The sequence below is a fragment of the Protofrankia sp. Cr2 genome (genome assembly GCF_963555885.1).
Classification (GTDB): Bacteria; Actinomycetota; Actinomycetes; order Frankiales; family Frankiaceae; genus Protofrankia.
In genome coordinates this window covers 1,190-7,470 of the sequence record NZ_CAUVXG010000101.1, presented here as the reverse complement: position 1 = coordinate 7,470, position 6,281 = coordinate 1,190, and the positions used below count along the sequence as shown (strand labels likewise).

Annotated in this window: 7 protein-coding genes; 4 read left to right on the top strand and 3 right to left on the bottom strand. The window is 64.2% G+C overall.

What is annotated here, in order from left to right:
• A partial coding sequence (locus tag U9978_RS23505) for an ATP-binding protein (RefSeq protein WP_322763327.1) occupies positions 1–1,296 on the bottom strand: 1,296 nt, incomplete at its 3' end.
• A gap of 353 nt (positions 1,297–1,649) precedes the next feature.
• Between U9978_RS23505 and U9978_RS23500 the strand changes: the two genes are divergently transcribed.
• From U9978_RS23500 to U9978_RS23485, 4 genes are all read left to right on the top strand, one after another.
• A complete protein-coding gene (locus tag U9978_RS23500) occupies positions 1,650–1,970 on the top strand; it encodes a type II toxin-antitoxin system prevent-host-death family antitoxin (RefSeq protein WP_322763326.1) in 321 nt (106 codons plus the stop codon).
• Positions 1,970–2,386 (top strand): type II toxin-antitoxin system VapC family toxin, encoded by a 417-nt coding sequence (locus U9978_RS23495; protein WP_322763325.1) that lies wholly within the window; start codon positions 1,970–1,972, stop codon positions 2,384–2,386. Before U9978_RS23500 ends, U9978_RS23495 begins: the two co-directional genes overlap by 1 nt.
• A gap of 779 nt (positions 2,387–3,165) precedes the next feature.
• Positions 3,166–4,779, top strand: coding sequence for a transposase (locus U9978_RS23490; RefSeq protein ID WP_322763324.1), 1,614 nt, complete (start codon positions 3,166–3,168; stop codon positions 4,777–4,779).
• Entirely contained in the window at positions 4,740–5,180 is a 441-nt protein-coding gene (locus U9978_RS23485) for a transposase family protein (RefSeq protein ID WP_322763323.1), read from the top strand. Before U9978_RS23490 ends, U9978_RS23485 begins: the two co-directional genes overlap by 40 nt.
• A 169-nt stretch (positions 5,181–5,349) precedes the next feature.
• Here U9978_RS23485 and U9978_RS23480 read toward each other — a convergent pair whose 3' ends face one another.
• Positions 5,350–5,658 (bottom strand): hypothetical protein, encoded by a 309-nt coding sequence (locus tag U9978_RS23480; RefSeq protein ID WP_322763322.1) that lies wholly within the window; start codon positions 5,656–5,658, stop codon positions 5,350–5,352.
• Positions 5,659–5,747: 89 nt separating this feature from the next.
• Positions 5,748–6,281, bottom strand: a 534-nt coding sequence (locus U9978_RS23475; RefSeq protein WP_322763321.1) for an RHS repeat-associated core domain-containing protein, incomplete at its 5' end; no start/stop codon positions are given.

The window sequence follows — 6,281 nt, the reverse complement described above, 5'->3', positions numbered from 1 at the left end:
TCGGTCAAAAGGCTTCACGGTCTGCCATTTGATACTGCCGGTAAACAGAATCCGGGCGGCGGCGCCCTGACGGTCGGCACCGACCAGATCGATCTCGGGATTGTTCTGCCGGTTCCACCATCCACCGACAGCCTCGACCTCCGGCCAGCCGAGCTCCGGAGCGATACGCAGCAACGCCTCCCGGATCACCGGTTCGACCGCACGGCCACGCCAGGCCGGCCAGGAACGCCGTACCCTGCGCAACAACAAGTCGGCACGTCCACGCTCGACCAAGGGCAGCCCCGCTTCGACGAACGCCAGAAAGAAACGCAGGTACGGGTCGGCCACCCGATAACGCCGGTCCTTATCAGCGGGTTTGACCGACAACGGAGTATCGACAGCGACCACCCGTTTGGCTTCAAGTAGACGTAGGGCATTGGTCAGTGAGCTGGCCGCCATCGGCTCAACCCCGGCGGACATCGCCGCGCGAACACCGCTCCACGTCCGTTCACCGTTCCCGATCGCGGTAAGCACCGCCCGGGCCTGAAGAAAACCGGGGAACTCGGCGGCGAGGGAGCGTTCACCCGAAACCAACAGCGCGGCGGTCGGATCGGCCAGCGATTCGCCGAGAAAATTCTCGACGGACTCCCCCGGACGCCATTCCTGGCAGATCAACGGCAACCCACCGGTGACAAGATACGCATCGATCGCCTCAGCCGCCGGCAGATCGAGCATCGAACCGACCTCGGCCGGGTTCAGCGCAGGCAACACCATGACCGTCCCGCGCTGGTGGAACGGACGCCGGTAGTCGTCCAAACGTTCCATCATGGCCAGATCCGAACCGATGAGCACCAACAGCACCGGTTTGCGTGCGAGCAACGTGTCCCACGCCGTCTGCAACGTTCCTTCCAGAGTGGGGTCGGCGTCGATCAGCCAGGGCAACTCGTCGATGACCACGATGCTCGGGGAGTCGGCGGGCAGCGCCGCGGCGAGCTGACGGAACACCGCCGTCCAGGTCGGCAGCACCGTACCGTCGGCGAACAGATCCCGGCCCGACAGCTCCGATTCGCCCACGGCGGTGGCGAACGCGACCCGCTCGGCCGCCGGATCAGCGCCCTGGCTCGCCTGGAAGAACACCGACGGGACGCCAGCTCGCTCGCAGAACACCTGGACCAGCCGGGACTTGCCGACCCGCCGCCGCCCCCGCAGCAGCACCGCCACCCCGGGAAGATCACGCCGAACGTCCCCGACTCGCGCCAGCAGAGCGTCCAGCCGGGCAAGCTCCGCCGTCCGACCGACGAATCCGCCCACAGCCATCCAGCACTCCTCCCACTCGAACTACAGTCGACTGTAGTTCACTGGGATGGAGTCACGAACCCCACCCTGGAATACCGATCATGTAACCCTACGTATCCCGATGGCGGACACCGCACGCCATCGCATACCACCCGTCGACAAGATCGGCGCGAGTTTGTCGTCAGGTACGCCTATCCGGCCGAAAACCGTACCTAACGACAAACAAACGCCGATCATCACCGCCAGCAACAGATGCACGCCGTGACAACGCACCGTGTGCTCATCGGCTGTATCGAGCAACGCCCGATCGTGATCGCGATCATGGACTACCCCAGCCAATAGGCGCTTGACACTGCGCCTGACAGAAGTCAATCATGTCTGACATGACAGCTGGGCAGGCGTCGATCAACGCTCGCGATCTCAGTCGCCGCGCGGCAAGCGTGCTCGACCGCGTCGAGCACGGCGAGCGGCTGATTGTGACGCGTGACGGGGAACCGATCGCAGAGATCATTCCTATCGCCCGTACCCAGCGCCTGCTCGCCCGCTGGGTACGGGACGGCCTCATCCCTGAACCGCCCCCGTCGGGCTACGCCAAGGCCGCGGCCGTGGCGAGCGCCGCACGAGACCTACCCTCGGTCCCGGCGGGCAGGACCGCCACAGACGTTCTGCTCGACATGCGCGAGGACGAACGTTAGTGATCTATCTGGATACCAGCGCGGTCATCAAGCTCCTCCGCCGTGAGACGGAAACGGACGCGCTGGTCGAGCATCTCGACGCACACCCCGACCACGATCTTCTCACGTCTGCGCTGACCACCGTCGAGGCCGCGCGCGCTCTGACGGCGATCGGCGCGGCGGACGTCGCAGCCCGTGCCATCCGCCGGTCAGACCGCATCGAGATCGGCGACAGCGCCATCCCCGCCGTCTCGGTGACGGCGACAGTCCTCGACCTTGCGCGCGCTGTGCCCCCAGCGGTGCTCCGCTCGCTGGACGCCATCCATCTGGCCACCGCGCTCCTCGCCGGCGACAGCCTCCACCACCTCATCACCTACGACAAACGGATGATCGCTGCAGCAGAGGCCGTCGGCCTGCGGACCTCCGCACCGTCGTGACCAGCGCCGACCACTAACCCACCGGCTGCGTCGCCCCACCGGACTACGTGACGATTATCAACCCTTCGCCGGCAGCCGATGGCGCGCATCGGCGGGTACCGTCCGTCGACAAGATCGGCGCGAGTTTGTCGTCAGGTACGCCTATCCGGCCAAAAACCGTACCTAACAACAAACAAACGCCGATCACCATCTCCGGGGACGGCCGTGTCCCCACGTTCACGGTCAGCGGCGAGCACCGCCCGAAAACCTCAAGCGCTTCGTCCCAGCCCTTCTACCCCGATTGTGCGACTATCTCTTCACGTGTAGCAAGCTGGAATATGAGTTATCTGTTCTTGCAAATCCCAGCCAACAGGGCGCTCCCTCGGACTGAACCACTGCGCACCGGAATCGATCCATTTTTTTCGAAAATACAGTGCCGATTCTCGAGTAATCTCGTCCACACCCGCTTCTGCGCCACAGCACCAACAGATGATATAGGTGGGACTCGAACCAGCTGGCCCCCATGGGGGTTCGCCCAAATCAAGGCCGCAAACCCGACATCTGGTATCGCTGCCATCTGACGAAGCCATCTAAAACCTGCTGACAATGTTGGCGTAGCTGGGATGGGAGGGATCGAGCACCTGGAACGTACGCATCATCCCGGCTCTCCGCAGTTGGCCAGAGGTCGTGTTTGATGGCTGACCATCCGTGACCTGTCATTGTGACGGAACGTGACATGTCTGGGGTCGTGAAAAGGACGTACCCGCCCATCCGGGAAGATCGCGACTTGTCGAAGGTCCGTGATCGCCGGAAGAACGGGTGCGTCGTTGTTCGAGGGTACGGCTGGTCGTGCGGTGGCGGCAGTGCTGGGGTTGCCGGGGTTCGTGGCCGAGGTGTTGGAGTTCGAGGCGGATGGTTCGGCGGCACTGCATGTGGTGACCGCGCCGGAGAGGGAGTGTCGCTGTCCCGGTTGCGGGGCCGTGACGGTACGCGTGAAGGAACGGGTCGGCCACACGGCCCGGCACTTCGTGGTGGTGCCGCTGCGGGTGACGCTCGACAAACGGGTCCTGGCCTGCGGGAACGAGGCCTGTGAGCGGGAGTCGTTCGTCGAACCGGCCGGGTTCACCGCGCCGGGCGGGCGGGTGACGCTGTCCGCGCTCGACACGCTCGGGCATCTGGTCGGTGATGGCGTGCTGTCCGTCGAGGTGGCCGCGCGGTGGGCGCGGGTGGCCTGGCACACGGCGCACGGCGCGTTCGTCGGGCTCGCCGAACGGGCAGGCATCACGGTCAGCGACCAGGAGGTGGCCGGTGACCCGTGCGCCGCGGTCCTCGCCGGCCCCGGCCTCGCCGACGAGCCGGCCGCCGGCCCGGCCGCGCGCGAGCGGGCGCAGGAGGTGCCGGTGCTGGTCACGGCCGGCGCGTCGCCGTCGGCGGACGAGCCCGGGACCGAGCCGGCGGACGAGCAGGAGAACCGGCGCCGGTTGCGGTCGGTGTTCGGCCCGCTGCCCGCGACGGGCGTTCTCGGGCTCGACGACCAGCGCCGCGGGAAACCGCGTTACCGCCGCGGCGACGAGGGCGGGTGGGAACCCGAGGCCGACCGCTGGCAGACCGTGCTGATCGACTCCGCGGGTGGGCACGGCCTGCTCGGCGTGGTCGAGACCCGGACGAAGGCCCCCGTGATCGCCTGGATCCGGGCCCGGCCGGCGGCCTGGCGCGACGGGATCTGGGCGGTCACGATCGACATGTCGACCACCTACCGGGCCGTCGCCCGGGAGGCGCTCGGGCACGCGATCGTCGCGGTTGACCATTTCCACGTGGCCCAGCACCTGGGCAAGATGTGCGATGACGTGCGACGACGCATCAGCCACCAGCTCCACGGCCGGCGCGGCCGCGCCACCGACGTCGAGTACCAGCTCACGAACGCGCTGCGCTACGGGCCCGGCCGGCTCTCGGACCGCGGCCGACGGAAGATCCTCGACGGGCTCGGCGAGCTCATCGCGATCGACGGCGACGCCGCCTACGACCTGCGCGTGTCCTGGACCGCGAAGAACCTGCTACTCAGGGTGCTCGCGCTCTCCCCGTCACGGACCCGCCAGCCGATCACCCGCACCGAGATCGCGCACGCGCTGTTCCGGTTCTTCGACTACGTCGCGACCTTCGGCAGCGGCATCCCCGAGCTCGTCACCGCGACCGAGACCATCGACAACTGGCTCGAGGAGATCACGAACGCGGTCTACCACGGGATCTCCAACGCGGCCGCCGAGGGCGTCAACCGCCTCACGAAGCTGATCTACCGGGTGGCGTTCGGGATGACCAACGTCGCCAACCAGCAACTCCGGGCCCGGTACACCGCCTCCCGCGCCGCCCGCCCGCAGTGGCGACCGACCGTAACCGCCGACGCGACCGCCACGTAATCAGACGACTACGACCTCTGGCCAACTGCGGAGAGCCCCGTATCCTCGGCGTAAGCCGGGCGTTCCTCGGAAGCTGGCACGACATGAGGTGCTTCAGTGAGGCCGAGTTAGCGCGATTGGTGGAGTACTCCGGTGGCCTGATTGGCGACAAGGGCTATCAGGGTTCTTCCGCGATCAGTTTGGTCAAGAAAAAACCTGGGGCTGACCTCACCGATGCGGATAAGGAGTTCAACACGCGACTCTCCAAGATCAGGGTCGCGGTGGAGTGGGCGATTGCACACCTGAAGAACTGGCGCATCATGGCGACCCGATACCGAAGTGACCTGAGTCGTACCGACACCGATATTCAGGCGGTCGTTGGTCTACAGAAACTCAACGAAGAATACGCTGAGGAGCCGTAATGAAATAACAAATACCCGTCGAATAGCATCTTCGCAGGTCACATGCCTGCGAGAGGATCAAAAATGCAAGTTATTTCATTCTGGCTCCTGAGCGCCGCCTCACGTTTGATAGAATCAAGAAAACAGGAATTATTTCTGGATGACTTCAGTATGCCTGGCCAAAGCCTCGTCAGCGCATTCGCAACGCAACAGATTGGGCATTGAACTCACATTTCACATCGCCGACATCGACGATGAACCTGGATTCTTCTGACTGGATTTCACGAATTATACCTTCAAGCGTGCCAGCCGATCGCACATCGTAGTCGCTAGCCTGAGTTATTCGGAGATTAGTTACGTTACCAAATTCAAGGTCTACCGGACTACCCAACAAATCGATTTCGCGCCAGTCTCTACAATAGCGAAACCCGAAAACCAAAGTCATGTCGGCAATAAAAAATGAGATCTTCTCGAGAACGGCATTGTTGTGCAAATCCACGAGTCCTTCGGATGTCCGAAAATCGACTCTAGGAAAGGTGTCAAACCACGACTCTAGACCGTGAAATATCACCACCTCTTTCCTGCCTCCTACAGACCCACTCCGTCGAGATACTTCCTCACTAATCTAATGTCATCCCAGGTCGCCTCCCTGACCGCTCCCCCTCGCCATGCGCCTCGACCATCTGGCCCGACATGTAGTTCATACTCCTTGACATGAGGTGTGTCCACGTGCTGGTTAATCGATTTCTCGAAGTGCGGCCGTCCGCGAAGGTCGATGGTATAACGCCTATTCCCCATCCCGATCGTTACCCGGTTCTTCCCCACACGATTAGCGAGATCCTCGCCGGCTTGTACCAGGCGTGGGCACGGCGCGAGGCCGAGGGGGTCGAGCCAGCCCAGGGGATTGTGGACATAGGTGTGGGGATTGGGTGCGGGAGTGAGGCCGAGGGGGTCGGTGGAGTCATACCGGGCGGTCTCGGGGTCGTAGTAGCGGTGGACGTTGTAGTTCGCGCCGGTTTCAGGATCGTGGTACTGGCCGGGGAAACGCAACGGGCAATCGACGCCACCACCGGCGGAAGACGATGGTGGGCCGGCCCCCCACAGGGTGGTCCGGGCCTGCCA

Coding starts and splice junctions, on each gene's coding strand:
- U9978_RS23500 (WP_322763326.1), top strand. CDS start 1,650: ATGTCTGACATGACAGCTGGGCAGGCGTCGATCAACGCTCGCGATCTC.